This window comes from Microbacterium sp. NPDC089695, assembly GCF_044749085.1.
Classification (GTDB): domain Bacteria; phylum Actinomycetota; class Actinomycetes; order Actinomycetales; family Microbacteriaceae; genus Microbacterium.
On record NZ_JBIVHG010000001.1, the window covers coordinates 1,266,506 to 1,292,107 of the forward strand.

The 25,602-nt window shown below is 69.1% G+C and carries 27 protein-coding genes; 16 read left to right on the forward strand and 11 right to left on the reverse strand.

Going from position 1 to position 25,602, the window contains the following annotated elements:
- Nucleotides 1-427 precede the first annotated feature (427 nt).
- Both ACIPYT_RS06235 and ACIPYT_RS06240 read left to right on the forward strand, forming a co-directional pair.
- Nucleotides 428-706 (forward strand): hypothetical protein, encoded by a 279-nt coding sequence (locus tag ACIPYT_RS06235; RefSeq protein WP_401071686.1) that lies wholly within the window; start codon nucleotides 428-430, stop codon nucleotides 704-706.
- Between the two features lie 45 nt (nucleotides 707-751).
- Entirely contained in the window at nucleotides 752-1,201 is a 450-nt protein-coding gene (locus ACIPYT_RS06240) for a hypothetical protein (RefSeq protein ID WP_401071688.1), read from the forward strand.
- A 151-nt stretch (nucleotides 1,202-1,352) separates the two neighbouring features.
- On the opposite strand, the gene ACIPYT_RS06245 is transcribed toward ACIPYT_RS06240, so the two are convergent.
- The 3 genes from ACIPYT_RS06245 to ACIPYT_RS06255 are packed head-to-tail and all read right to left on the reverse strand — an operon-like array spanning nucleotide 1,353 to nucleotide 3,042.
- The gene (locus tag ACIPYT_RS06245; RefSeq protein WP_401071690.1) at nucleotides 1,353-1,949 is read right to left on the reverse strand and encodes a hypothetical protein; all 597 of its coding nucleotides are present in this window, start codon (nucleotides 1,947-1,949) and stop codon (nucleotides 1,353-1,355) included.
- A 14-nt stretch (nucleotides 1,950-1,963) separates the two neighbouring features.
- Nucleotides 1,964-2,530, reverse strand: a complete 567-nt coding sequence (locus ACIPYT_RS06250; protein ID WP_401071692.1) for a hypothetical protein — start codon at nucleotides 2,528-2,530, stop codon at nucleotides 1,964-1,966.
- A complete protein-coding gene (locus ACIPYT_RS06255) occupies nucleotides 2,530-3,042 on the reverse strand; it encodes a hypothetical protein (protein WP_401071694.1) in 513 nt (170 codons plus the stop codon). Before ACIPYT_RS06255 ends, ACIPYT_RS06250 begins: the two co-directional genes overlap by 1 nt.
- A gap of 2,105 nt (nucleotides 3,043-5,147) precedes the next feature.
- Here ACIPYT_RS06255 and ACIPYT_RS06260 point away from each other — a divergent pair.
- The 3 genes from ACIPYT_RS06260 to ACIPYT_RS06270 all read left to right on the forward strand — a co-directional run bounded on the left by ACIPYT_RS06260 (nucleotide 5,148) and on the right by ACIPYT_RS06270 (nucleotide 7,944).
- Entirely contained in the window at nucleotides 5,148-6,326 is a 1,179-nt protein-coding gene (locus ACIPYT_RS06260) for an SLC13 family permease (protein WP_401071696.1), read from the forward strand.
- Between the two features lie 210 nt (nucleotides 6,327-6,536).
- Nucleotides 6,537-7,235: a GntR family transcriptional regulator gene (locus ACIPYT_RS06265; RefSeq protein ID WP_401071698.1), complete on the forward strand. Its 699-nt coding sequence runs from the start codon at nucleotides 6,537-6,539 to the stop codon at nucleotides 7,233-7,235.
- Nucleotide 7,236: 1 nt separating this feature from the next.
- On the forward strand, nucleotides 7,237-7,944 hold the full coding sequence (locus ACIPYT_RS06270) for a GntR family transcriptional regulator (protein WP_401071700.1): 708 nt from the start codon (nucleotides 7,237-7,239) through the stop codon (nucleotides 7,942-7,944).
- On the opposite strand, the gene ACIPYT_RS06275 is transcribed toward ACIPYT_RS06270, so the two are convergent.
- Nucleotides 7,931-8,524: a GNAT family N-acetyltransferase gene (locus ACIPYT_RS06275; RefSeq protein WP_401071702.1), complete on the reverse strand. Its 594-nt coding sequence runs from the start codon at nucleotides 8,522-8,524 to the stop codon at nucleotides 7,931-7,933. The two genes, ACIPYT_RS06270 and ACIPYT_RS06275, sit on opposite strands and share 14 nt — an antisense overlap.
- A 15-nt stretch (nucleotides 8,525-8,539) precedes the next feature.
- The gene (locus tag ACIPYT_RS06280; protein WP_401071704.1) at nucleotides 8,540-10,669 is read right to left on the reverse strand and encodes an APC family permease; all 2,130 of its coding nucleotides are present in this window, start codon (nucleotides 10,667-10,669) and stop codon (nucleotides 8,540-8,542) included.
- Nucleotides 10,670-10,816: 147 nt separating this feature from the next.
- On the opposite strand from ACIPYT_RS06280, the gene ACIPYT_RS06285 reads away from it, so the two are divergent.
- From ACIPYT_RS06285 to ACIPYT_RS06305, 5 genes are all read left to right on the forward strand, one after another.
- Entirely contained in the window at nucleotides 10,817-11,515 is a 699-nt protein-coding gene (locus ACIPYT_RS06285; protein ID WP_401071706.1) for a GTP pyrophosphokinase family protein, read from the forward strand.
- Nucleotides 11,516-11,558: 43 nt separating this feature from the next.
- Nucleotides 11,559-11,840 (forward strand): hypothetical protein, encoded by a 282-nt coding sequence (locus tag ACIPYT_RS06290; protein WP_401071708.1) that lies wholly within the window; start codon nucleotides 11,559-11,561, stop codon nucleotides 11,838-11,840.
- Nucleotides 11,841-11,938: 98 nt separating this feature from the next.
- Nucleotides 11,939-13,504 (forward strand): molybdopterin-dependent oxidoreductase, encoded by a 1,566-nt coding sequence (locus ACIPYT_RS06295; RefSeq protein ID WP_401071710.1) that lies wholly within the window; start codon nucleotides 11,939-11,941, stop codon nucleotides 13,502-13,504.
- 38 nt (nucleotides 13,505-13,542) lie between these two features.
- Nucleotides 13,543-14,028 carry a molybdenum cofactor biosynthesis protein B gene (locus ACIPYT_RS06300; protein ID WP_401071712.1) on the forward strand — a complete coding sequence of 162 codons (486 nt, stop codon included), beginning with the start codon at nucleotides 13,543-13,545 and terminating at the stop codon, nucleotides 14,026-14,028.
- Nucleotides 14,028-14,468 carry a molybdenum cofactor biosynthesis protein MoaE gene (locus ACIPYT_RS06305; protein ID WP_401071714.1) on the forward strand — a complete coding sequence of 147 codons (441 nt, stop codon included), beginning with the start codon at nucleotides 14,028-14,030 and terminating at the stop codon, nucleotides 14,466-14,468. Before ACIPYT_RS06300 ends, ACIPYT_RS06305 begins: the two co-directional genes overlap by 1 nt.
- Nucleotides 14,469-14,474: 6 nt before the next feature.
- Here the strand turns inward: ACIPYT_RS06305 and ACIPYT_RS06310 are convergent, their stop codons facing one another.
- From ACIPYT_RS06310 to ACIPYT_RS06325, 4 genes are read right to left on the reverse strand one after another with little or no spacing between them, the layout of a single operon-like run.
- A complete protein-coding gene (locus ACIPYT_RS06310) occupies nucleotides 14,475-14,708 on the reverse strand; it encodes a MoaD/ThiS family protein (RefSeq protein WP_401071716.1) in 234 nt (77 codons plus the stop codon).
- Nucleotides 14,705-15,184, reverse strand: coding sequence for a cyclic pyranopterin monophosphate synthase MoaC (moaC, locus tag ACIPYT_RS06315; protein WP_401071718.1), 480 nt, complete (start codon nucleotides 15,182-15,184; stop codon nucleotides 14,705-14,707). Before moaC ends, ACIPYT_RS06310 begins: the two co-directional genes overlap by 4 nt.
- On the reverse strand, nucleotides 15,181-16,413 hold the full coding sequence (glp, locus tag ACIPYT_RS06320; protein ID WP_401071720.1) for a gephyrin-like molybdotransferase Glp: 1,233 nt from the start codon (nucleotides 16,411-16,413) through the stop codon (nucleotides 15,181-15,183). Before glp ends, moaC begins: the two co-directional genes overlap by 4 nt.
- On the reverse strand, nucleotides 16,410-17,180 hold the full coding sequence (locus tag ACIPYT_RS06325) for a HesA/MoeB/ThiF family protein (RefSeq protein WP_401071722.1): 771 nt from the start codon (nucleotides 17,178-17,180) through the stop codon (nucleotides 16,410-16,412). Before ACIPYT_RS06325 ends, glp begins: the two co-directional genes overlap by 4 nt.
- Before the next feature lie 129 nt (nucleotides 17,181-17,309).
- On the opposite strand from ACIPYT_RS06325, the gene ACIPYT_RS06330 reads away from it, so the two are divergent.
- The 5 genes from ACIPYT_RS06330 (at nucleotide 17,310) to moaA (ending at nucleotide 21,480) form a co-directional block, all read left to right on the forward strand.
- A complete protein-coding gene (locus tag ACIPYT_RS06330) occupies nucleotides 17,310-17,702 on the forward strand; it encodes a molybdopterin-binding protein (RefSeq protein WP_401071724.1) in 393 nt (130 codons plus the stop codon).
- A gap of 1 nt (nucleotide 17,703) precedes the next feature.
- Nucleotides 17,704-18,486, forward strand: coding sequence for a molybdate ABC transporter substrate-binding protein (gene modA / locus ACIPYT_RS06335; RefSeq protein WP_401071726.1), 783 nt, complete (start codon nucleotides 17,704-17,706; stop codon nucleotides 18,484-18,486).
- Complete coding sequence (modB, locus tag ACIPYT_RS06340; protein WP_401071728.1) at nucleotides 18,483-19,268, forward strand: molybdate ABC transporter permease subunit; 786 nt, start codon at nucleotides 18,483-18,485, stop codon at nucleotides 19,266-19,268. Before modA ends, modB begins: the two co-directional genes overlap by 4 nt.
- The gene (locus tag ACIPYT_RS06345; protein ID WP_401071730.1) at nucleotides 19,265-20,329 is read left to right on the forward strand and encodes a sulfate/molybdate ABC transporter ATP-binding protein; all 1,065 of its coding nucleotides are present in this window, start codon (nucleotides 19,265-19,267) and stop codon (nucleotides 20,327-20,329) included. The genes modB and ACIPYT_RS06345 overlap by 4 nt, the downstream gene beginning before the upstream one ends.
- An 80-nt stretch (nucleotides 20,330-20,409) precedes the next feature.
- Nucleotides 20,410-21,480, forward strand: a complete 1,071-nt coding sequence (gene moaA, locus ACIPYT_RS06350) for a GTP 3',8-cyclase MoaA (RefSeq protein WP_401071732.1) — start codon at nucleotides 20,410-20,412, stop codon at nucleotides 21,478-21,480.
- A 209-nt stretch (nucleotides 21,481-21,689) separates the two neighbouring features.
- Here the strand turns inward: moaA and ACIPYT_RS06355 are convergent, their stop codons facing one another.
- Nucleotides 21,690-22,904: an amidohydrolase gene (locus ACIPYT_RS06355; protein WP_401071734.1), complete on the reverse strand. Its 1,215-nt coding sequence runs from the start codon at nucleotides 22,902-22,904 to the stop codon at nucleotides 21,690-21,692.
- 120 nt (nucleotides 22,905-23,024) lie between these two features.
- Complete coding sequence (locus tag ACIPYT_RS06360) at nucleotides 23,025-23,669, reverse strand: TetR/AcrR family transcriptional regulator (protein WP_401071736.1); 645 nt, start codon at nucleotides 23,667-23,669, stop codon at nucleotides 23,025-23,027.
- A 156-nt stretch (nucleotides 23,670-23,825) separates the two neighbouring features.
- Here ACIPYT_RS06360 and ACIPYT_RS06365 point away from each other — a divergent pair, with 156 nt between their 5' ends.
- Complete coding sequence (locus tag ACIPYT_RS06365; protein WP_401071738.1) at nucleotides 23,826-25,490, forward strand: ABC transporter substrate-binding protein; 1,665 nt, start codon at nucleotides 23,826-23,828, stop codon at nucleotides 25,488-25,490.
- Nucleotides 25,491-25,602: the final 112 nt, after the last annotated feature.

Genomic DNA, 25,602 nt, shown 5'->3' on the forward strand with positions numbered 1-25,602 from the left:
CGACCAGGGTGACGAGGGCGAACAGCGCGAGAGTCAGCGCGAGGTAGATGATGTCGAGCACGAGAGTCGATACAACTCCGGTCCGAGCCACCCTGTGGCGATCCTCACGATTCCAATACGGCGGCATTCCGGAATACATGCAGGATGCTCACGGTGCGGCACCTCCGGTTCGGAAAGGATGCCTGGATCTCACTCCAGAGTTCGCGCCAGGACGACGTTCACGAAACGTCCGCGAGCTGACGTACGTCGACGCTGTTGTAGTGTCTCAGCGTGACAGCGCGACATTGACCGCGTTCAGCCCTACACCGAATGCGATCTATTGCTACTGACAAGAACTGCCGGGGCAGCAACCGCCGTCCTTCTGACACTCGGTCTCGCCGCCTGCACGACATCAGAGGCCTCAGCACAGACCTCTCCAGAGTCGATCGTGGGAAAGACCTTCGCGGAAGTAGATCAGCACCTTCCCGATGATGCGACGTACCTCGTGCAGGATGTATCCCCGATCTTCGATGTCGATCCGTCGTACAACGGCGACCAGTTCGGGTCGTCGCAATGGACAGTCGTCGCCGCATGCGCGGATGAGAAGTGGCTGGAGACCAGTACGACGATAGAGATCGCCGTCGCACCAACGGCGTCCGTGTCTGCTGCCGAACTCGCATCCGCACGGGCCGGTGACTACTCCGACTCCCTCGTCTGCGACTTCTGACGTCAGGCGGCCCTCGCTCAGCAACGGCGAGCGAGGGCGCGGGGCGTGATGGGCAGTTACACGGATGTGTGGGGCACGGTCACGACCCCCACGTACGACCCGGCATCCGGTCGGGTGACGCAGATATCCACGACGCCGGAGGGTGGTGCGGCGTCGGTGACGGCGTATTCGTACGACGCTGACGGGAAGGTGCTGACGGTCTCGGTCGACGGGAACCAGCTCGCGGGCGTGACGTATGACGCGGTGCAGGAGCGCGCGCAGTTGTGCCGCGATCTCACGGTGCAGGAGCAGTACACCAATCACTGGTACCTGAAGGCCACGTACACGCCCGCCGAGCTGCAGGTCATGTACACGCGGCGCAGCAAGGGCAAGAACGAGTTCACTGGCGCCTGGCTCACCCCCGACGAGCAGGCCGCCTACGACGCGATGAACGCCCTCGCGACCGTCGACGACCAGGCGCCCGTCGTGCACCTCGAGCAGCACCGCGCAGCCTGACCGTCGCGGCCGCGGGGGAGTAGCCGCGATCCTCGCCCTTGGCGGCTGCGCGCCCACCCGCCATCCTGGTGCCCGAGTGGATCTTCGCCTTACTGCATGGCGGGGCGGTATCGCGCGGATCGAAGCTCGCTGCTGGTAGATGTGGTGGTGCTCACCTGTCCTCGGGGGTCACCGGGTCGTCGAAGGCCACGGGGAAGGCCTCCAATGCGGGGCTGGACAAGACTCTCGCGATGGTCGCCACGTCGGCACTGAGGAAGACGCTACGTGCGTAGATGTCGTTCCCGAGTGCCCACTTCAGTTCTGGATCCCACCAGCGGACCGGGATGCGCACTGACTCGAGGATCGAATTGGGTGTTGCGGTCCATGTGCTGCAGACGCGATCCGGTGGGAAAGTCCAGGAGCCCCTGCCCGCCGGTCCCGTCATGTCTCCGTAGCCTTCCCAGAGCGAAACCTCAACCGAACTGTTCTGATCGACGAGGATGTTGAGAAGAGCGGAAGCGACGCCGCGATCGAGACCACCAGTCTGTGGTTCCGTGACCAAACTGGAACGACGATCAATGCCCAGCTCAGCCCACTGAAGGTCGCTGCGATATCGAATCGGTGTGTCACCGACGTTGCGCCACGCCACCGGCGTGCCGTCTTCCAGGAACGCAGGGTTCAGAACCCGCACCGCCGCGTCATGCTGGTTCAGCACGTACGACGCGACAGTGCGGCCGCTCGGCTCGAGGGAATCGATCATTTCCGCCACGACTGGAGAATCTCTCATGTTCCTACCCTCGCCCCCCACGCGCCGACTACGTGGTCGACTTGCTGCTCATCGCGAGCATCGGACACATACATCAGATGCACGACAACGATCGCGTCGGAGGAGCGGCGAGCATCGACCGTTGCCGAAACTGCTGCGTCAGCGGTGACCACTGTGCACCGATCCGCGTCGCGTAGACAATCGATGGTCTGCGCGGACGACTCGACGGGTTTGCCCGACGGATCGATCTCGTCGAATACCACCACGACGAAGTCGGCCGGAGTGACTGGTGAACCGACCTCGACGGTGATCGCGTTCGCGTCGTCTGAGAAGACGGTGGGCAAGACCACATCGTCTTGATCTTCGGCGGCCTTGAAAGTAACCGGCTCCCGATCGATGATCCACTCGTAGTAACTGGCGGTGACCGGTGTACCGTCGATCGCCACCGCTGGCGGCACCTCCGGGGCCTCGCCCAGTGGAGTGAACGTGGGCTGAGGTATCACCTCAGCGGGCGCGCCGCACGCGGTGAGCATCGCGATCATGATCACGACGCTCACCGCAGCGGAAAAGGCACTGCGCTTCATCAGCAGCTGAACCGCTTCTCCATCCCCACAGTGGTGGCGGAGTAGCGGCCCGAAGCTTCCTGAGACCAGTGGGTGGACACACCGCGATAGTTCTGCGACCCCCACCCGCCGCAGTACCAGTGCGGATGAGCGTCCTGCGAGTTCTTCGAGTTCGTGCGACTGCTGGAATCGTTCAGCTGACTCTCCCAGTACAACCATCCCTGCTTCTGCAAGATCGTCGTGACTCCGAGGCTGCCAACAGCAACGGTGCAGGTCGTGCGCCCATGCACGGACGCTTCGTTGAATGACTTATGTGCGTAGTCAGTCTGTCCGGCGCACCCGGCCGGGCTGAAGTTGGTTCCGCGGGCCGACACGGCTTCGCCTTCGGCGGGTTCGTACACGAGCCCCGTGTACGGATCGCCCTCGATGTCCGAGAACTCATCGGTTTCGCTCGCGGAAGCCGGCGCCGCGGTGGTTAGACCGAGAACCAGCGCAGCGGCCGCAGCCCACGTTAGTGCTGAGAGTCTCCTCATGTTGTTTCCCTCCATATCGCTCCCCGCCCGGCCTTGGGCGAGGCAACGACTTCAGTATCGGAGAGCGTCAGGAGGTTGTCTGTAGGGCAATTGGCCGACTAGAGGAGTCTGTGAATGTCTGATATCTGCCGCGCGTTGCGACCGATAACTCACCTGTGTCACCAAGGGCGTTCCGGCTGTCCTCGTCGAGAGGGGCATCACCACGGCGAACAACAACCCGACGGCGCCCACTTTGATCCGCGCGGGATGCTGTTTCGCACCCCCAAGCGAATCGACCTATCCTGGCGGCATGCTCGAAAGCTTCGGTGCTGCAGTGATCACGCTCGGCGCTCTCACGATCGTCCTATTTCTCGGGGTTCTCGTCTGGCAGCTCGCGAAACTTCGTTGGTCGCTACGACGTAGCGATCATCGATCATCGATCAGCGCCGGAGCGTCGGTAGAATGCGGTGGAGGACGATCGCTCGTCAATGTAAGTTGACATAATCTCTATTATCGGTTAATCGTCATTCACTAAGATTTGCCGATCTCGCTTGTTCGTAGTGTTGGATCGCGCTGCAATACGAAGAAGGCCCACGTGCGAACGTGGGCCTTCTTCGTCTGCAGGTCAGCGGCGACGTGTCGACGTTCAGCCGGGACGATCTTGCCTCGCTCGACTTCCACTGATGCGGACTCGAGCGTGTGGACGAGTGTCTTGTTCGAGAGCAGTCGTCGTTCGTGGTCCGAGATGACGGTGACGGGTTCGAGGGTGACGGGCCAGCTCACGGTTATGCGCAGCGATTGCTCACCGCGTCATGAGATCAGACAGTTCTTTAGCCACACTGGAGCTTGTAATCGCCGGAGCTGAGCTCAGCTTGTGCAGCGATGACATCCTTGGCCCCAGAGGCTTTGAAATACGAGACAACGCGGAACGTGTGCTGCCCGGTCCCATTGCATTTGCACTGGACACTTTTTTGCACCATGTTCCACGTGCCGAAACTCTCGAAGGCTTGAGTAACGGGAACCCAGAGCCACCCGTTATGCATGAAAACGATGGACCTGATGTACGTCTTGGTGACGGCTCCCCAACAACTAGAGATTGCTGGCTTCGCGCCCGCTGAACCGGAGGGGAACCCCTGTCCGGATGATCTCTTCTACATTTGTCCCACCAGCAGGAAGTGGTGTTCCATCCGGGCAGACGAGGTACTCGTCGGGAACGTCCGCCGAGCTCACCGCTGTGAGTGGCGGGAGGTCGGGCGCGTCGTTCCCTGAGGGGGCCGCGTAAGCCGGGCTGCCGCCGGCTGCTACGACCCCGAGGATCAATGATCCAGCGATAATAAAATCGAACTTGCGGTGGTGACGGTGGCTCATCTTCGACTACCTATTTCTAGTCAACTAAAACTTCCGCTAGACACTCGAGCCGCTTGACGCGCGCTAGGAGAGTCGTAGCGTCTACTGCGAATAATGAGCCCCATCTGTTCCTTCCGCCCGATAAGGCACAGAGACGGGGGTAAGCAGAACTGAGAGTCCGCTATCGGCCGCATACTTTTCCTGGAATTCGTACGCGTCGCTTTCGACGTCAAAAACGCCGATGAAGCCAGGAGTTTCCTCCAAGCACACGATCCACACCATCATAAATGAAATTTATCACTTTCGACCTGGTGGCTGTCATCGGGTATCAGCGCCTTCGCCCCGCGTAACGATGCTTTCCGACAAGCTGCCGAGCAGGTGTACCTGACGGGCATCGCTTCGGGCGATGCGCACAGTGCGCACAACCTCGCTGCCATGCTCCTCGACATGGGTCACCACGAGCGCGCGGAGGAGTTCCACCGCCTCGCCCGATCCATGGGCGACCTTTCCGCGCTCGAATAGGAAGCTCCGTCGACGACCCATGCCAGCGATCCGCTTACAGTTCGGGGGCCGACACGCCAGATGTCCGCGGGATGCCGCCGGAGCATCCGGCATTTGGCGTGCCGGCCCCCGAACTGGGTGACGCCTCCGGAAACGGGGCGACGTCCATCGAAGCTGGCGACGCCTCCAGAAGAGGGTGCGCCCCGGCATCCGCGACGGCCGGTGAGCGCGCCGCATCCCGGTAACGCACCCGCACACTCCGGTCGTACACTCACGAAGTGAGCGCGACGCGACGCCGGCTGGGGCCGGGCACCATCATCGTCCTGGTGCTCGTCGTGGCGGCCGCGGTCTGCCTGGTCACCGGCATCCTGCCCGCACCGGATGCCGGAGCCCTCGGTGCCCGCATCGCCCCCGTTCTGGGATTCGTCGTCGCCATCACGATCGTCGCCGAACTGGCCCGTGACGCCGCGGTGTTCGACGTGCTCGCGCAGCGCCTCGCCCGCTGGGGCCGCGGTCGGGTGATCGCGCTGTGGGCGTCGGTCGTGCTGCTCGCGGTCATGAGCACGGTGTTCCTGTCGCTCGACACGACCGCCGTGATCGTGACCCCGGTGGTCGTCGTGCTGGCGCAGAGCATCGGCGTCTCACCGCTGCCGTTCGCCCTCGCGACGGTGTGGCTGGCGAACACGGCATCCCTCGCCCTGCCCGTGTCGAACCTCACGAACCTGCTCGCCGCGCCCGCGATCGGCGAGAACCCGGCATCGTTCCTCGCGCTCAGCTGGGCGCCGACGATCGTCGGCATCCTCGTGCCTGTCGCGCTGCTCACGATCGTGCACCGCCGCACGCTGTTCGCCGCATATCGGATGCCGTCGGCCGGCGCCCCGGCCGACCGCCTGCTGTTCTGGGGAGCGGCCGGCATCCTGCTCGCCCTCCTGCCGCTGCTCGCCCTCACCCACGACGTGTGGGTCCCGGCGACTGTCGCCGCGGTGCTGCTGATCGTGCTGTTCGCGGTGCGCCGGCGACACGTGCTGCGCCTGTCGCTCGTGCCGTGGCAGGCGATCGGCCTCGCCACCGCGCTGTTCGTGCTCGTCGAGACGGCGCACGCGAACGGCATCCTCGATGTGCTCTCGGCTCTCGCGACCGACGGCCACGGCGTGGGCCAGCTGCTCGGTCTCGCCTCTGCGGGAGCGCTCGCCGCGAACGGCGTCAACAATCTGCCCGCCTACCTGATCCTCGAACCCGCGGCCTCCGACCCGGTCACGCTGATGGCGCTGCTGATCGGCGTGAACCTCGGGCCGCTCATCACCCCGTGGGCCTCGCTCGCGACGCTGCTGTGGCATCACCGGGTCGTGTCGCTCGGAGTGGAGATCCGCTGGGGGCGCCTCATGCTGTGGGGCGCGGCCGTGGCGGTGCCGACCGTGGTGCTCGCGACGCTGGCGCTCGCGCTCGTCGCCGGCTGAGGATCGGCCCTACCCGACCGCGGGCATGGAGAAGGGCAGCGACCCAGGATCGGGGGGATCTGGGGAATCCATGGCACGGATTGGGGAGTTGTGCCGGAAATGTGAGCCGCTGCCCTACGCCCTCGACGCTACTCATGCGGGTACAGCCCCGGTGAAACTTCAGTGTCTGATGTGTGGTGCGGCGATATACCGGCGACTTAGAGTGTGGCAGTGGACGACAACAACGAGCACCTCCCCATCCGGCCGCGGCAGCTGATCCGCGACCAGGTGTTCGCCACGCTCGCGGAGGAGATCGTGTCGGGCCGCATGGGTCCCCTCGAGGAGATCCGCGACCAAGACCTGCAGGCCGAATACGGCGTCTCCCGCACCCCGATCCGCGAGGCGCTCAACCGTCTCGCCGACCTCGGTCTCATCGAGGTGCGCACCAACCGCTTCACACGCGTGGCTCCGGTCGACCTCAACGCGCAGGCCGACCGCGCCGAGGCCGCGGTCGCCATGATCGGCTACTGCGCCGTCGTGTCGGTGCCCGACTACACCGACGAGCAGATCGCGTCGCTGCAGCGGCGGATCGACGGCATCCTCGCGACCGACCTCGTGTGGGCGGCCACGCGCGCGGGCCTGCAGCACTGGTACGCGCTGTGGGCCGAGGTCGTCATGAACGCGGGCAACCAGACGATGATCGACATCCTCGACGGGCAGCTCGCCCTGCACCTGACCCGCACGGTGCCCGAGGAGCGCGTGCCCGAGGAGTTCGCCGACCACATGCGTCGGGCTCTCGGTGAGCTGCGCGATGCCTTCGGCCGCCGCGACGGCGTCGGCATCCGCGACATCATCGAGCCGCTGTTCCGACACGTCACGATCGAACCGCTGCGCGCCGGCTCGCTCGCCGCGAAGAACCCGCGCGAGTGACATGGACGACGACGACGCGCGCGGCGACGGATTCCGCTACAGCCGTCTGATCGGCGGCGCCGAGCCGTCGCTCCCGCACGCGTCGTCACGCGCGGATGCCGTGGTCGACTCCCTCGCGCGCTCCATCGTCTCGGGCGAGATCGCACCCGGCGACCCGCTCTCGGTGTCAGCGCTCACCGAGCGCCTCTCGGTCGCACCCGCCACCGTGCGCGCCGCGCTCAGCGCGCTCGAGTCGATGCACCTGATCGAGCCGCGCTTCAACCGCGCCTCGGTCGTCACGACCCCGACGCCCGCCTGGTTCGTGGCCGTCGCTGCGGAATGTGTGGGGCTCTCGACCGCGGCCGCCGACCTCGGACTCGCGCGGGCCACGGATGCCGAGATCGCCGCTTTCACGGCCCGTGCCGCCGAGGTGTCGAGGCTCTGGGTCGACGCCGAGCAAGACCAGGTGGCCGGAGCCGAAGGGCTGTGGGATCTGCTCGACATGCTCGCCGGATTCTCGCGCAACCCGCATCTTCGCACCCTGCACGCCGCGAAGCGTCGAGCGCTGGTGTTCGGCATCCGCACCCTGAGCCGCCCGCGCAACCCGGCGATGCTGCGGTCGGTGGTCGACGCCCTCGTCGCGGCGGCCCGTACGCGCGACCGCGTCGAGGCCACCGACATCGTGCGCGACCTCTACACGTTCGTGGTCGACGGCGTCACCGCGACCTGAGCTCCGCCCACTCCTCCGCGAGGATGCCGTAGTTCATGCCGTCGAGCCATTCGCCCGAGCGGTGCAGCGCCGTCTTGCGGCTGAACTCCTCGCGGCGCATCCCGAGCCGTTCCATGAGCCGCCACGACGGCTCGTTGTCGGCGAAGCATCCGGCGTGCACGCGGCGCAGCCCGAGCGGCCCTACGCACACGTCGATCGCCGCACGCACCGCTTCTGTCGCATAACCGTGACCCGTGTACGCGGGGTCGAGCACCCAGCCGAGCTCGGCCTCGACGCCCCGCGCCTGCTCCGCGACCTCGAGCTGCGCCCACGCGTCGCCGACCTTGATCATGAGGTCGCCGATCGGGGTCGCCGTGCCGTCGTCGCTGTCGGGGAGCAGTTCGATCAGGTGCATCGCCGCGAGCCGCTCGGGGTCGAGGTACCGCTCGCGGAACGCCTCGAGCGTCTCTGGCGCGAGCCCCAGCCAGCGGTTGACGTCGGGCAGCCGACGCCACTCCCACATCACGTCGATGTCGGCCGGCTCGAGAGGTCGGATCCGCAGTCGCTCGGTGAGGAGGGGCCAGACGTCGTGCGTGCTCATGCCTCCAGCCTAGGATCAGCCCGCGGCAGGCCCCTTCGTGTCGTCCTCGGGCGGTCCCTCCGGCCGATGGGCACGCCGACCGGTCACCACGACCGGCCGCCCGGCGCGCTCCTGCCCGGGCAGCGGCCGCGACCGGCGCCCGTAGATCAGCTCCGACGAGTCGAGCAGCCACGGCACGAGCGTGATCGTCACACCGTGCACGAGCATGAGCTGGTTCGCCATGCGACGGGCGCGGCGGTTGTGCAGGAAGGTCTCCCACCAGTGGCCGACGATGTACTGCGGCAGGTACACGGTCACGACCGAGGCGCCGTGCTTCTCGCGATACTGCTTGATGAACTGCGCCACAGGCTGCGCGAACGACCGGTACGGCGACTCGGCGATCACGAGCGGGATGGGCACGTGGTGGTCGCGCCACTCCTTCTGCAGCGGCGCCACGTCGTCCGACGCCACCGCCACGTGCAGGCCGATGGTCTTGTCGTGCTTGGCGGCGACCGCGTAGTCGACGGCCTTCGCCACGGGCTTCTGCAGGCGGTTCACGAGCACGATCGCGAGATCGCCGGTCGCACCGAACCTCGTCGTGTCGTCGATCGCGATCTCGTGCTCGACGTCGCGGTAGTACCGCTTCACCCCGAGCATCAGGAACGCGAGGATCGGGATCGCGAAGAACACCAGGTAGGCCCCGTGCGTGAACTTCGTGATCGTCACGATCACGAGCACCAGCACCGTCAGGGTCGCGCCGGCGGAGTTGATGATGAGACCCACCTTGGCCGAGCGGCGATCGGATGCCGAGGCGCCGTCGATCCCGGCATCCTCCGAGCTCTCGACCGGCCCTCGCAGCACGCGCCGCCAGTGGCGCACCATGCCGATCTGCCCCAGTGAGAACGACACGAACACGCCGATGATGTACAGCTGGATGAGCGTCGTGAGCCGCGCCTGGAACACCACGAGCACCGCGATCGCGGCGATGCCGAGCACGATCATGCCGTTCGAGAACACGAGCCGGTCGCCGCGGGTGTTGAGCGACTTCGGGGCGTAGCCGTCGCGCGCCAGCACCGACCCCAGCAGCGGGAAGCCGTTGAACGCGGTGTTGGCCGCGAGCAGCAGCACGCACGCGGTCGCCGCCTGGATGATGAAGAACAGGATGCTGCCGCCACCGAACGTCGCCGAGGCGATCTGCGCCATGAGGCTCGGCTGCGGGTTCGAGCAGTCGAAGCCCACGAGGTCGCACGGGTTCTCGGCGTAGTGCACGCCGGCGATGAGCGCGAGCGCGGTGAGCCCCGCGAACAGGCACGCCGCGATCGACCCCATCAGCACGAGGGTCGTCTGGGCGTTGCGGATCTTCGGCGTGCGGAACGCGGGCACGCCGTTCGACACGGCCTCGACGCCCGTGAGGGCGGAGCATCCGCTCGAGAACGCACGCAGGATGAGGAGGATGACGGCGGCCTGGCCGAGGTCTTCGGAGTGCACCGCGAACTCGGCGCTCGACGCCACCGGGGCGTCGCCGAGGAAGGTGCGGATGAGGCCCGTCACGATCATGAAGCCGACCGAGCCGATGAACACGTAGGTGGGGATCGCGAACACGAGCGAGGCCTCGCGCACGCCGCGCAGGTTCACGATGATGATGAGGATCACGAAGCCGACGGCCAGCTCGACGCGGAACGGATCGAGTCCCGGTACCGCGGAGATGATGTTGTCGACGCCCGAGGCCACAGACACCGCGACCGTGAGGATGTAGTCGACGAGCAGCGCCGCGGCCACGATCACACCGGGGATCTCGCCCAGGTTCTTCGATGCGACCTCGTAATCGCCACCGCCCGAGGGGTACGCCTTGATGAGCTGGCGGTAACTGAGAACGACGACGATCAGCAGCACGACGACCGCGGTCGCGACGAGCGGCGTGAAGGAGAGGAACGTCAGGCCGCCGATGAGCAGGATCATCACGAGCTCCTGCGGCGCGTAGGCCACTGAGCTCAGCGCGTCGGACGCGAAGATCGGCAGCGCCATCTTCTTCGGCAGCAGCTGATCGTCGACCTGCTGACTCGTCAGCGGCTCGCCGATGAGGATGCGCTTGGCGAGCGGAGGCGCATCCGTGGTCTCGCGTGATTCATCTGACACGTCCGGCGACTTTACGCCCGTGCACGGCATCCTCACGACATCCTGACGGAATCCCTACGGCGCGTCGTCGCTCCCTAACGGAATCCTCACGCGCTCCGACGGCGCTCACGGAACCCATGCGGACGCTCATCGACGATCCACAGCCGTTTCCGATCACGGACGCGTAACGTCGAGTGCATGACGTCCCTCCAGGTCACCGACGACGCGATCCAGCAGACTCGGGAGCTTCGCGACGAGTTCCAGCGGTTCCTTCGCGAATACGAGTTCGGGATGCGCGAGGTCGAGACCAAGATCTCGATCCTGCGCGACGAGTTCACCCACCACCACGCGTACAACCCGATCGAGCACGTCAAGAGCCGCCTGAAGACGCCGGACAGCATCGTCGAGAAGATCGCGCGCAAGGGCATCGAGGAGCCCGACTTCGAGCGCATCCGCACCGAGATCACCGACATCGCCGGTGTGCGTGTGACCTGCAGCTTCGTCGCCGACGTGTACCGCCTGTTCGACCTGTTCACCGCGCAGGACGACGTGACCGTGCGCACCGTCAAGGACTACATCGCGCAGCCCAAGGACAACGGCTACAAGAGCCTGCACGCGATCATCGAGGTGCCCGTGTTCCTGTCGACCGGCACGATGTCGGTGCCCGTCGAGGTGCAGTTCCGCACGATCGCGATGGACTTCTGGGCCAGCCTCGAGCACAAGATCTACTACAAGTTCTCGAACCAGGTGCCCTCGCACCTCGTCGAGAGCCTCACGGATGCGGCCGAAGCCGCGGCCGAGCTCGACGCCCGCATGGAACGCCTGCATCGCGAGGCGCACGGAGTTCCTCAGCGACAGCTGCCGCCGCCCCCGCCGCCCCACGTCGTACAGGTCTGACCCCCGGCTTGCGACGACCGCCCGCTCCTGGCACCATCGGCAGGTGACCACGACGCAGCAGGATGCCGGAACGGCCGCCGATCTCGGTGCGCTGACCGGCCTCGACGAGCTCGCCGGTCTCGACCGCGGGCGTCAGCGGTGCGAATGCGACCACGGCGACGACGAGGCCTACGCCCCCTGCGGACGCAAGGCGAAATGGCGCGTCTCGATCGACTGCGCGTGCGGCGAGAACCACCCGCGCACGGTCGAGATCCTCTGCTCCCGCTGCCTGAACACGCTGCGCCGCAGTCAGGATCGCGACACCATCACCGCGCGTCCCCTCTGATCGACTGTCCGCTCTGACCGCGCGGCCCGACATCCGAACCGCCGTCGACTCCGAACAGAAGACGACCACGACGTCGTCGGCGAGCGAGGAGAGCGGATATGACACGCAACGCGACAGGCCGTAAACGGTTCTTCGTCTGGGCCGCCCTGGCCGGACTCGTCAGCGGGGCGGTGTTCCTGGCGGTCGCCGAGCTGCTCGCCCTGATCCTCGCTCGATCCGCGAGCCCCGTACTGGCGGTCGGCGGATTCGTGATCGACATCGTGCCGCAGCCGTTCAAAGAGTTCGCGATCGCGACCTTCGGCGAGTACGACAAGGTCGCCCTCCTCGCCGGGCTCGGTCTGGCGGTGGTGATCGCGTCGATGGTCGGCGGCATCCTCGAGTACGTCCGTCCGCCGCTCGGCGTCATCGTCATCGGCATCGCGGGCGCCCTCTCTACCGCCGCGGTCGTGACGCGCGCCGGCGCCAGCCCCCTCGGCTTCCTGCCTCCGCTGCTCGGCGCAGCCGCCGGCGCCGTCATCCTCGTGATGCTGTCGCGCCGCCTGCGCGCCTGGAAGGCCGCTGCCGCACCCGCCGACGGCGATGCCTCGCCGAAGGCCATAGGCCGGCGTCAGTTCTTCGTGCTCGCCGGCATCGCCGGAGCATCCGCCGTCATCGTCGGCGTCGCCTCGCGCGCCGTGAGCATGGCCGTGACCTCGGTCGAGGCGATCCGCGACAACCTGAAGCTGCCGAAGCCGAACTCGACCGTCACGATCCCGGAGGGCGCCGAGCTCGACATCGAAGGCCTCAGCCCGCTGTTCACCCCGAACAAGGACTTCTACCGCGTCGACACCGCGCTGACCGTGCCCACGGTCGACCCGAGCACCTGGCGGCTCGTGATCGACGGCATGGTCGACGAGCGCGTCGAGATGAGCTTCCAAGACCTGCTCGACATGGGACTCGACGAGTACGTCATCACCCTGACCTGCGTGTCGAACGAGGTCGGCGGCGAGCTCGTCGGCAACGCCAAGTGGCTCGGCGTCCCAGTGCGAGACGTGCTGAAGAAGGCCGGGGTGAAGGGCGACGCCGACATGGTGCTCTCGAAGAGCGTCGACGGCTACACCGCGAGCACCCCGCTGTCGGCCCTGACCGACGACAACCTCGACGCGATCTTCGCCGTCGCCATGAACGGGGAGCCGCTGCCGCCCGAGCACGGGTTCCCGGTGCGGATGGTCGTGCCCGGTCTGTACGGCTACGTGTCGGCGACGAAATGGGTGACCGAGCTGAAGGTCACGACGTTCGAGAAGGACGAGGCGTACTGGACGCCGCGCGGGTACAGCGCCGAGGCGCCGATCAAGTTCTCCTCGCGCATCGACACGCCCAAGCTCGGCGCCGCCGTCGATGCGGGCACGGTCGCGATCGCCGGCGTGGCCTGGGCGCAGTCGGTGGGCATCGAGCGCGTCGAGGTGAGCATCGACGACGGCGCGTGGCAGGCGGCGACCCTGTCGGCTCCGGTCAATGAGGACACGTGGGTGCAGTGGTTCGTCGAGTGGGACGCGACCCCCGGCACGCACTACGTCGCGGTGCGGGCCGTGAACAAGAACGGCGACCTGCAGATCGAGGAGCGTGCGCCCATCGCTCCCGACGGCTCATCGGGCTGGCAGCGCTCGCTCATCCGCGTCACCTGATCCGTGCGCGACCGATGACCTCCGCCTAGGGTGGACGCATGACGTCACTCCCCGCGTGCGTGATCACGGTCTCCGATCGCTCGTTCGCGGGGGAGCGCGAAGACCGCGGAGGCCCGATCGCCGTGGGGCTGCTGCGGGATGCCGGGTGGCACTGCCCCGACGCCGAGGTCGTCGCCGACGGGGTCGACTCCGTCGCCGAGGCTCTGCGCCGTGCGGTCGGACGCGGGGTGCGACTGATCCTGACCACGGGCGGCACCGGCGTGAGCCCGCGCGACCTGACCCCGGAGGGGACGCGCCAGGTCATCACCCGTGAGGTGCCCGGCATCGCCGAGGAACTGCGGCGCAGCGGGCTCGCCGACACCCCGCTGTCGGTGCTGTCGCGCGGAGTCGCCGGCATCGTCGACCCGGCGGGCGCGCTCGTCGTGAATCTTCCCGGATCGACGCGCGCCGTCGCATCCGGGGTGCCGATCGTGCTGGGCGTCGCCCGGCACATCGTCGATCAGACCGACGGAGGGGACCACTGATGAACACCATCCAGCTCGCAGCCATCTCGGAGCAGCCGCTCGACCTCGACGCGCACCTGCGCGCGGTGGAGCACCCGGCGCTCGGCGGTGTCACGACCTTCATCGGTCGTGTGCGCGACAACGACCCCGACGCGGAGACCCCCGTCGTCGGGCTCGAATACAGCGCGCATCCCGACGCCGAGGCCGTGCTGCGCTCGATCGCCGAGAAGGCGGGCGCGGATGCCGCGGGCTCGGCGCGTGTGGACGTCGCCGTGAGTCACCGGATCGGCAAGCTCGCGGTGGGCGACGCAGCCGTCATCATCGCCGTCGCGGCCGAGCACCGCGCCGAGGCGTTCGAGGTGTGCCGAGCGGTGATCGAGGACATCAAGCGCGACCTGCCGGTGTGGAAGCGTCAGCTCGAGGCCGACGGCTCGACGCTGTGGAAGGGCATCGGCGGCTGAGGGGCGTCAACCGCCGGCGAAGGGCGGCAGCACGTCGATGAGGGCGACGCCGTCGAGCGACCGGTCGTCGTCGCTGCGCACGCCGTCGACCATGACCGCGCATTTCGGCAGGATGTCGCCGAGAGCCGGATGCTCGGATACGACGGCCGCACGGAGCTCGGCGAGAGTCGTCTCCGGCCGCTCTTCGGCATCCGTTCCCGCGGCCTCCGCGGCAGCGGCGAAATAGCGTACGCGGGTCACGGCGTCTCGCCCTCGCGCACCCAGTCGCCCGAGCGCCCGCCCGACTTCGCGACGATGCGCACGTTCTCGATCACGACCGAGCGGTCGAGGCCCTTCACCATGTCGACGATCGCGAGCGCGGCGACCGACACCGCCGTGAGCGCCTCCATCTCGACGCCGGTGCGGTCGGCGGTGCCGACCGTGGCCTCGACGAGCACGCCGTCGTCGACGATCTCGAGCTCGACGCTCGCCCGGTGCACGCCGATCACATGCGCGAGGGGGAGCAGCGTCGGCGTCGACTTCGCAGCCTGGATGCCGGCGATGCGCGCCACGGCGAGCACGTCGCCCTTCGGTGCGGTGCCGTCGCGGAGTGCGGCGACGACCTCCGGAGCGCAGCGCACGAAACCGCGTGCGGTCGCGCTGCGCACGGTCGGCTGCTTGGCCGTCACGTCGACCATGTGCGCTCGGCCGGAGGTGTCGAGATGCGGGAAGCTCATCCGACCAGCATGACATCGATCACGTCGCCCACGGCCACCCGCTCGACATCGGCCGGGACGATCGCGAAGGCGTGTGCGCGGGCGAGGCCGCCGGCGAGGTGCGAGCCCGACCCGCCGGCCGTCGCAGGCCGCACCGTGTGCTCGTGCAGGTCGACCACGGCGGGCAGGTACTGACGACGCGCGGGAGGGGTCGTCCAGTCGGCGGCAGCGGTGAGGCGCGCGCGCGGACGATGGATCTCGGCGCGTCCCTGCAGCGCGAGCAGCGCGGGGCGCACGAAGACCTCGAACGACACGGCGACGCTCACCGGGTTGCCGGGCAGTCCGAACACGAGCGTTCCCGTGCCCAGGGCGCCGAACGCCTGCGGCTTGCCCGGCTGCATCGCGACGCTCACGAACTCCACCTCGCCGCGCCCGTCGAACGCGCCGCGGACGGGCTCGTAGGCGCCCGCGCTCACCCCGCCCGTGAAGACGATCACGTCGGCTTCACGGGAGATCGCGTCGGCCGTGACGGCGGCGACGGCATCCGGGTCGTCGGCCACCCGGGCGACGAGCACGACTTCGGCGTCGGCATCGGTCACGAGCTGCCGCAGCAGCGGACCGTTGGAATCGGGGATGCGCCCCCGCATCGTCGTCTCACCCGGCGCGAGCAGCTCGCTGCCCGTCGACACGACCGCGACGCGCGGTGCGCGGGTCACGGCGACGTTGTCGATGCCCGCGGCCACCGCGGCCGCGATCTGGAAGGCGCCGAGGCGCTCGCCCGCGTGGACCACGGCGTCGCCCGCGTGCAGGTCGGCTCCCCGGCGGCGCACGAAGGCACCTGCTGCCGGGGCTTTCACGATCTCGACCTCGCCGAGCGAATCGGCGAGTCCACCCGCCGTGTCTTCGAACGGCACGATCGCGTCGGCCGCTGTCGGCGCGGGGGAGCCCGTCATGATCCGGGCGGCCTCACCCGCGCCCAGAGCCGGATCGTCGGCGACGCCGGCCGGCAGATCGGCGACGACGCGCACGCGCACGGGGTTCTCGGGGGACGCCGCGGCGACATCGGCCGCGCGCACAGCGAACCCGTCCATCGCGGAGTTGTCGAACAGGGGGATGTCGTGGGCGGCCGTCGCATCGACCGCGAGGGTGCGGCCCGCGGCATCCTCGATCGGCACCTGTGCGACGGGCAGCGTCTGCACCGCGTCGAGCACCCGGGCGAGCTGCTCCTCGACCGTGAGCCGCGCGCTCATGCGGTCACCGCCGGACGGATCGCGATCTCGTGCTGTCGGGCCGACAGGGCGTCGATCATCGCGAGGCGGCCGAGCAGCGGCTCCCCTGCGCCGGTGATCAGCTTCACGGCCTCGCCGGCCAGCATCCCGCCGACCTGCACGCACAGCGCCCCGAGCACGCCGACCTGCGCGCAGCTGGGCGGCTCGCCCTCGGTGCCGGGCGGGAAGAGGTCGGCCAGCACGACCGGCTCGTGCCCGGCGGGTGGCGCCGACCAGAACACGGTCGCCTGCGCGTGCCACTCCTGCACGGCGCCCCACACGAGCGGGAGGCCGAGCGCCTCGGCTGCCGCCGCGACATCGCGTCTGGTGGCGAACGAGTCGCTCGTGTCGATCACGACGTCGGCGTCGTGCAGCAGATCGGTCGCGTTCGCGGCGTCGAGGCGTACCTGCTGCGGGACGACCGCGGCCTGCGGAGCGAGCGCGGTGATCGCCCGCTCGGCCGACACGGTCTTGGCGGTGCCGACGTCGTCCGCACGATGCGCGAGCTGGCGCTGCAGGTTCGTGAGCTCGACCACGTCGTCGTCGATCACCGTGATCGTGCCGACTCCGGCCGCCGCCAGCGCGAGCAGCACCGGCGAGCCGATGCCGCCGACCCCGACGACCGCGACGTGGGATGCCGCGAGCCGCCTCTGCCCCTCCTCGCCGATGCCCGCCAGCACCGCGTGTCGGGCCGTGCGCACGAGCTCCGCAGGATCGAGCACGGGCGCGGGTGCGACGAGGGGGTCCATGGGACAAGGCTATGCCCGTCCCTCTCCGGAGGGTTCGAGTGCGAAGCGAGCGCAGGGATGCGTGCCCCGGATCTCCGCATCTGCGCCTCCTGCGGCCCTGAACACCCGCAAGGGCGGTACCCTCGAGCCATGCAGACCTTCCGCATCGCTCGCGCCGCCCAGCTTCTCGGGGTCAGTGACGACACCGTGCGCCGCTGGATCGACCAGGGACTGCTCCCGACCACGGATGCTGTGCCCGCCGAGATCCCCGGCGACGCTCTCGCCGCGCGGGCCGTCGCGCTCGCCGATGAGACGACGGATCCCAACGGCATCCTGTCGAGCGCTCGGAACCGCTTCGTGGGCATCGTGACGCGCGTGCAGATCGACGGACTCATGGCGCAGGTCGACCTGCAGTCCGGGCCTCATCGCGTGGTCTCCCTGATGTCCGCCGAGGCGGCGCGTGAACTCCACCTCGAGTTCGGCTCCCTCGCCACCGCATCCGTCAAGGCGACCCAGGTCGTCGTCGAAGTCCCGAAGGGCTGACATGAACCGCTCACTCGTCCGATCCGCCGCCGTGCTGGTGCTTGCCGCGCTCGCCCTCACCGGATGCTCGTCGCCCGCCGCCGAGCCCGCGCCCGACGAGACGGCCGCCACGGAGGCCAGCACGCTCAGCGGCGACCTCACCGTCTACGCCGCGGCATCCCTGCAGGGCGCCTTCGACGAGATCGGCGCGGCCTTCACCGAGGAGAACCCCGACGTGCGCTTCAGCGGCGTGTACGACGGCTCGTCGACCCTGGTCACCCAGCTGCAGGAGGGCGCACCCGGCGACGTGTTCGCCTCGGCCGACGAGAAGAACATGGACAAGCTCGCCGACCTCGCGATCGATCCGACCCTGTTCGCGTCGAACACGCTCGTGATCGCCGTGCCCGCGGGCAACCCGGGCGGTGTCGAGACGCTGGCCGACCTCGCCGACGTCACGACGGTGCTGTGCGCGCCCGAGGTGCCGTGCGGAGCGGCATCCGCCACGCTGCTGTCGCACGCCGGGCTCACGGTCGAAGCCGCCAGCCTCGAGCAGAACGTCACCGCCGTGCTGACCAAGGTCGCCGCGGGAGAGGCGGATGCCGGACTCGTCTACGCGACCGATGTGATCGGCCGCGACGACGTCGAGGTCATCGTGCCCGACGGGGCAGACGACGTCGTGAACCACTATCCGATCGCCGCGCTCGACGGCGCGCCGAACAGCGACGCCGCGGAGGCGTTCGTCGCGTTCGTGCTGTCGGATGCCGGGCAGAAGATCCTCGCGGACTACGGCTTCGGAGCCCCGTGAGCGCCGACGCGCGGGGCTACGCGCCGCGCGCGATCGTCGTGCCGGCGCTCGTCGGCCTCGCGTTCCTGATCCTGCCGCTCACGGCGCTCGTCGCCCGGGTGCAGTGGTCGACCTTCGTCGCCGACGTGACCTCGGACGCCGCCCGATCCGCCCTGGTCCTCTCGCTCGGCACCGGGCTTCTCGCGACCCTGATCTGCGTGATCGTGGGCGTGCCTCTCGCGCTCACCATCGCCCGATCGGGGCCGCGGGTCGCGGCCGTTCTGCGCGCCGCCGTCACGGTGCCGCTCGTGCTGCCGCCCATGGTCGGCGGCGTCGCCCTCCTTTACCTGTTCGGCCGTGCCGGATGGTTCGGCGCGCTCGGTCTGTCGTTCAGCACGCCGGCCGTGGTGCTCGCGCAGACGTTCGTGGCGCTCCCGTTCCTCGTGCTCGCTGTCGAGGGCGCCGTGCGCACCTCGGGAGTCGACTTCGAACGCATGGCCGCCGCGCTCGGTGCGAGTCGGTGGACGATCCTGCGGCGCATCACGCTTCCGCTGGCCGCCCCGGGCATCGTCGCGGGCGTCGTGCTGTGCTTCGCCCGCGCGATCGGCGAGTTCGGCGCCACGGCCTTGTTCGCGGGCAACCGCCCCGGAGTGACGCAGACCATGCCCCTCGCGATCTACACCGCGTTCAACGGGGCCGGCGTCACACAGGGTGCCGCCGTCGCGCTCGCTCTGCTGCTGCTCGCGGCGGCCATCGCGGTGCTGCTGCTGGTGCGCGGCTGGCGTCCGGGGGCGGCACGATGAGCGGGCAGGTCGACGGGATGCAGGCGCGGGTCGTCGTCGAGCGGGAGCACTTCGCGGTGGACGTCGCGCTGCAGGTCGCGGTCGGCGAGACCGTCGCCGTCATGGGCCCGAGCGGGGCGGGCAAGTCGACGCTGCTGCAGGCGCTCGCCGGATTCGCCTCGCTCGACGAGGGTGAGATCGCCGTGGCGGGCCGGGTGGTCGACCGCGTCGCCGCTCCCCGCGTGCGCACCGAGCCGATGCGGCGCGGCATCGTGCTGCTCGGACAGAACCCGCGGCTGTTCCCGCACCTGAGCGTGCGCGAGAACGTCGCCTTCGGGCCCCGCGCGGCGGGCACCTCGGCCGCGCACGCGCGGCGGGATGCCGACGACTGGCTCGACCGCGTGGGCCTCCCCGGCGCCGGGGATCGACGGCCGCAGGAGCTGTCGGGCGGCGAGGCGCAGCGCGTCGCCGTCGCGCGAGCGCTCGCCGCCGCTCCCCGCGTCGTGCTGCTGGATGAGCCCCTCGTCGCCCTCGACCCCGAGACCGCCGGCGGCATCAGGCGGATGCTGCGCGACCAGCTCGACGGCACCACCACCGTCGCGGTGACGCACGACGCCGCCGACGCGGTCGCTCTCGCCGACCGGCTCGTCGTGCTCGAACGCGGGCGCGTCACGCAGGAGGGCGCCGTGCGCGAGGTGCTCGCCGCTCCGGCATCCGGTTTCGTCGCCTCGATCGCGGGGGTCAACCGGATCGAGGGCGTCAGCGACGGTGGCGGATGGAGGCGCGGCGACGTACTGCTGTTCGCGGCGGACGCCGGATCGCAGGCGCTCGCAGCCGCCGACGGGGTCGCACTCGCAGCGGTGTTCCGGCCGGGCGATTTGCGCGTGGCGGGCGAGGGTGCGGCGACGAACTCGTGGCGGGCGGTCGTGGCGCGTGTCGAGCCGACGGTGGAGGGGGTGCGCGTACTCACCGACCTCGGCGCCGTCGACCTCTCGCTGTCGGATGCCGGGGCGCTGCGCCCCGGAGACGCACTCGCTCTGCAGGTCGCCCCCGAGCACGTGCGGTTCGTCCCGGCATCCTGAGCCCGTCGCGGCGTGTCGTCTCGTGACGGCCCTCGGCCCCGCTGCGCGGGTTAGTCTCGAAGGATGACGGGGAGCGGGGGATGACCGCCGTACCGGTCGCGATCGGCGTACGGTCGGTCGCCGCGCCGGCGGGCGCCGACGGTGCGCTCGTCGACACCCACGGGCGCGTCCACCGCGACCTGCGCATCTCCCTGACGGACCGCTGCTCGCTGCGATGCACCTACTGCATGCCCGAGCAGGGCAACGAGTGGCTCGCCCGCACCAGCATCCTGTCGACCGACGAGATCGTCGAGGTGGCCGAGGTCGCGGCAGGGCTCGGCATCCGCACCTTCCGCCTCACCGGCGGGGAGCCGCTGCTGCGACCCGACATCGTCGACGTGGTGCGGCGCGTCTCGCGCATCGAGGGAGCGGACGGCCCGGTCGAGGTCGCGATGACCACCAACGGCATCACGCTCGAGAAGCATCTGCCCGACCTGATCGCCGCGGGGCTCACCCGGCTGAACATCAGCATCGACACGATCGACCGGCAGAAGTTCGCCGACCTCACGCGCCGCGACCGCCTCGACGATGTGCTGTCGGGGATCGCCGCGGCCGCGGCATCCGACCTGCGCCCGCTCAAGCTCAACGCCGTCGCGATGCGCGGTGTGAACGACGACGAGCTCACCGACCTCGTCGCGTTCGCCATGGACGTGGGGGCGCAGCTGCGCTTCATCGAGCAGATGCCGCTCGACGCGGGGCACACCTGGGATCGTGCATCGATGGTCACGCGCGAGGAGATCCTCGCCGCGCTCCGCGAGCGGTGGCGGCTCGACCCGGTGCCCGGCCGCGGCGGGGCTCCGGCCGAGAAGTGGCGCATCGACGGCGGCCCGCACGAGGTCGGCGTGATCGCCTCGGTGACGGCGCCGTTCTGCGGGGCGTGCGATCGACTGCGGCTGACCGCCGACGGCCAGTTCCGCAACTGCCTGTTCTCGAACACCGAGTACGACCTCTCCGGCGTGCTGCGCGAGAACGCGGCATCCGCTCCCGCCGACCGGGCCGAGGCGATCGCCGCGCTGCTGCGCTCGTGCGTGCACGGCAAGCTGCCCGGGCACGCGATCGACGACCCGTCGTTCCTGCAGCCGGCCCGCGGGATGAACGCGATCGGCGGCTGAGGGCGGCGTCTGCGGAGTCGGACTCGGGGTGCTCGCCATGACGCTCCCTGGTGCGCCGTCCACAACTCCGGAGAGAACGACCGTTCCGGGGTGCTGAACGGGCTGCTGAGCCCGAACACCGGCGCTTTTCCGGAGTTGTGGTGCGGCGACGGACTGCTCAGGCCGCGACGGAACGCCCAGACCGGGGTGTCCGGACCCGAACCCGGGCGTCAGCCGAGGAACTCGCGCGCGGCTGCCGACAGCGCCGTGACGCCGACCTCGATCGTCGGGTGGATCTCGGGCGCGAAGAACGGCGAGTGGTTGGTCGGGATGTCCTTGTCGAGCGTCCCCGCGGCCATCGCGGTCTGGAAGCGCACCGGGTCGATGCCGCCCCAGAACCAGAACACGAGCGGGGCGCCGGTGTCGCGGGCGAACCACGACACGTCTTCGCTGCCCGTGAACATGCCGGGGTCGATCACCGACGCCTCGCCGAGGGCCTTCTGCAGCGCCGCGGTCACGCGCGCCGTGGCGTCCTCGTCGTTGATCGTCGGCGGGAGGGCGTGGTCGGTGCGGATCTCGGGCTCGCGTTCGGCGCCGGATGCCGCGGCTTCGGCGCGCACGATGCGCTCGACGCTCGCGAGGACCTTGTCGCGCATCTCGTCGGTCGGATAGCGCAGGCTCAGCTCGAGCTTCGCCTCGGCCGGGATGATGTTGTTCTTGAGCCCCGCGTGGATCGATCCGACCGTGACGACCGCCACGTCGCGCGGGTCGACCTCGCGCGCCGCGATCGTCTGCAGCCGCATGACCGTGGCCGCGGCCATGACGACGGGGTCGATCGTGGAGTGCGGGCGCGAACCGTGTCCGCCCCGGCCGTGCAGGGTGACGGTGAGGCCGTCGGACGCGGCCATCTGCGTGCCGGGGCGCACACCGATCGTGCCGGCGGGCAGCGGGGTGACGTGCTGGCCGAGCACGATGTCGGGGCGCGGCACGAGGTCGAGCAGCCCGTCGTCGAGCATCGCGCGGGCGCCGGCGCCGTACTCCTCGGCGGGCTGGATCAGCACCACGAGCGTGCCCGACCAGTCGGCGCGGTCGGCGACGAGCCGCTCGACGGCGCCGATCATGGCGGTCACGTGCATGTCGTGGCCGCACGCGTGCATGACGGGCACGGTGTTGCCGGCGGGGTCGATGCCGGTGGCGGTGCTGGCGTAGGCCAGGCCGGTCTCCTCGCCGACGGGCAGCGCGTCCATGTCGGCGCGCACCCACACCACGGGGCCGTCGCCGTTCTCGAGCACGCCCACGACTCCGGTGACGCCGACGCCCTCGCGCACGTCGAGGCCCAGGTCGCGCAGGTGGCCGGCGGCGATGCCGGCGGTGCGCGTCTCCTGGAACGAGAGCTCAGGATGCTGGTGCAGGTCGATGTACAGCGCTTCGAGGTCGATCGTCATGGCCCCGAGCCTACTCGCGGCCGGTCAGCGGCATTGCGGCGAGCCACCCCTGTCCGTGCGACCCACCCCGTTGCGCGCGGTCCGCAGGGGGGTGGATCGCTCAGAAGGGGGTGGTTCGGGTCAGTGGCGGTAGGACTCCAGCTCGGGGCCCGGGTGCAGCACGCCGTTCACGATCGCGCGGATCGCGAACTCGCTCGCCTCGCCCAGGTCGAACACCTCGCGGTGCAGCAGCCACTGCAGCTGCAGTCCGTCCATGACGGCCAGGATGCCGGCGGCGGCCATCGCCACGGTGTCGGGCTCGACGACGCCCTCCTGCGCGCAGAGCTCGTGGAACGCCTCGGTGACCTCGCGGCGCAGCGTCGTGTAGCGCTCCTCGAAGTACTCGCGTCCGGGGTGGTTGTCGGTCACCGACTCCGACGACAGCACGGTGTACGCCTGCACGATGCCGGGGCGCGAGACGTTGGCGATCGCGGTGCGCACGAGGTGCAGGAACAGCTCCGGTCCGCCGGGGATGTGCTTCTCGGCGAGGTTCTGCACGTCGGCCTGGTCGCGGTAGGCGAGCACTTCGAGAAGCAGCTTCTGCTTCGAGCCGAAATGGTGCAGCACGCCGGCGTGGGTGATGCCGACCTGCTCCGCGACGTCGGCGAGCGTGCCGTTCGTCGACCCCTTGTTGCCGAAGATCTCGACCGCGGCCTTGAGGATCTGCTCGCGCTTCTCCCGGGTCGCCGGGCGCACGTGCGTCGTGGCGACAGCATCCGTGGGCATGGTCTCTCCTCTCCTGCTGGGACCGTACTTGCCAACCTTACTTACTAACGAGTAACCTCGCATCAACTTACTTTCTCGCCAGTAAGCAAAAATATCGGCGGATGCCCGAGCAGCCGCCGCACACACAGCACAACGACCCGTGCCCTAGGAGAAGCAATGAAGCTCAGGAAATCCCTCATCGCCGCGCTCGCGGTCGGCGCCCTCGGCGCCACGGTCCTCGCGGGCTGCTCGTCGGACGGCGGCTCCGGCGACGGCGCCGAAGGCGGCGCAGCGCTCACGATCGCCAAGCCCGACGGCGCGATCACGACCGAGTCGAACAACCCGTACGTCGGCGACTCATCGGCATCCAAGTACGGCTACGGCAAGGTCATCTTCGAGTCCCTCGCCCTCGTCAACCAGACCGGCGACCGCGAGACCACGCCGTGGCTCGCCGAGAGCATCGAGTGGAACGACGACTACACGTCGGTCACCGTCGTCCCCCGCAAGGACGTCACCTGGAGCGACGGCGAGCCCTTCACCGCCGACGACATCGTCTACACCTACGAGCTCGTCTCGACCCCCGCGCTCGACACCGCCGGCCTGAAGTTCGAGGGCGCGACCGTCGAGGGCGACGCCGTCACGCTGAACTTCGGCGAATCCAAGTTCGTCAACCAGTCGCGCGTGCTGCACGTGCCGATCGTCCCGAAGCACATCTGGGAGAACCTCGACGACCCGGCGACGAACCCCGTCAAGGGCGACGACCTGGTCGGCACCGGCCCGTACGCGCTGTCGAACTGGTCGACCGAGTCGGTCACGCTCGAGGCTCGCGACGACTACTGGGGCGGCGACCTCGCCGTGCCCGAGCTGCATTACGTCTCGTACGGCGACAACACCGCGCTGACCACGGCTCTCGCGCAGGGCGAGGCCGACTGGGCGCAGGCGTTCATCCCGCAGATCCAGGAGCAGTTCCTCGACGCCGACCCCGAGCACAACAAGTTCTTCGTGGCCCCGACCACCGGCTCGGCGACGCTGTTCATGAACCTGCAGCAGAAGCCCTTCGACGACGTCGCCTTCCGTCAGGCCCTCGCCTGGGTCATCGACCGCGACGCCTACGTCGACATCGCCCGCGAGGGCGCGAGCGAGCCGGTCTGGTCGGTCACCGGTCTGTCGTCGATCCTCGAGGACGAGATCCAGCCCGAGTTCAAGGACGAGAACTACTCCGTCGACGCCGAGAAGGCACGCGGCATCCTCGAGGATGCCGGCTACACGTGGAAGGACGACGCGCTGATCGACCCCGACGGCACCCCCGTCTCGTTCACGCTGTCAGTGCCCTCGGGCTGGAGCGACTGGAACACCGCGCAGGAGCTCATCGCCGAGGACGTCACCGAGGCGATCGGCGCCGAGGTCAAGATCGACATGCCCGACTGGGGCGGCTGGGCAGGCCCCCGCGACGAGGGCAGCTTCTCGGCGATCATCCACTGGCTCGAGGACAGCGGCACGGCGTACGGCCTGTACACGTCGACCATGGACCCGCGCTGGATCTCCCCCGAGGGGATCGCGGGCTTCAACTTCGGTCGCTTCGACGACCCGGTGGCCACCGAGGCGCTGAACACCTACGCGAACGCGTCGTCCGACGAGGAGCGCACCGCGGCGATCACCACGCTCGAGGAGATCTTCGTCGACCAGGTGCCGGCGATCCCGCTCGGCGCCCACCCGCTGCTCGGCGAGTACAACACGCGCAACTACGTCGGCTGGCCGTCGGAGGACGACCCCTACGCATCGGGTGACCCGACGCAGCAGAACATCGTGATGATCCTCACGAAGCTGAAGCCCGCCGAGTAAGACGCCTCACCCGGTCGTTGAGCGAGGACCGAAGGACCGAGACGAAACGCGTCCACCCGGCGCGGAACGTCGAACGCAGGCGCAGCGCGTTTCGTCACTTCGACTCGCTTCG